Here is a 678-nt window from a genome sequence, read left to right on the forward strand (position 1 = left end):
CAACCGTGACGAGGCCGGGCGGGTCGCGGCGTTCCGCGGCGAACACGGCCCCTCAGCAAGCGCGATGGCGTTCCGCGTCGCCGATCCCGATGCGGCGATGAAATGGGCGCTGGAGCATGGCGCGAAGCGCACCGACGAAGACGATACGGTGATCCAGGGGATCGGCGGCAGCTATCTCTATTTCATCGAGGACGGCACCGATCTCTACGCCGACTGGGCCGAATTCCCCGGCTGGCGCGAGGCGGAGGCGAAGAACAATGTCGGGCTCGACCTGCTCGACCACCTCACTCACAATGTCCGCCGCGGACAGATGCGGGTATGGTCCGAATTCTACCGCACGCTCTTCAACTTCGAGGAACAGAAGTATTTCGATATCAAGGGCAAGGCGACCGGGCTGTTCAGCCAGGCGATGATCGCCCCCGATCACGCGATCCGCATCCCGCTCAACGAGAGCCAGGACGAAAATTCGCAGATCGAGGAATTCATCCGCGAATATCACGGCGAGGGCATCCAGCATCTCGCGCTGACCACCCCGGATATCTACGATACTGTCGAGCGGTTGCGCGCACGTGGGGTGAAGCTGCAGGACACGATCGAGACCTATTACGAGCTGGTCGACAAGCGCGTCCCCGGCCACGGCGAGGATCTCGAGCGGCTCAAGAAGAACCGCATCCTGAT

At 62.4% G+C, this 678-nt stretch carries 1 protein-coding gene; it reads left to right on the forward strand.

Annotated features, from left to right (window positions below):
* The coding region (locus BGN95_RS24625) for a 4-hydroxyphenylpyruvate dioxygenase family protein (RefSeq protein ID WP_502688351.1) at positions 1 to 678 on the forward strand (678 nt) is incomplete at both ends.

This window comes from Sphingomonas sp. 66-10 (genome assembly GCF_001897045.1).
GTDB classification, from domain to species: Bacteria; Pseudomonadota; Alphaproteobacteria; order Sphingomonadales; family Sphingomonadaceae; genus Sphingomonas; species Sphingomonas lycopersici.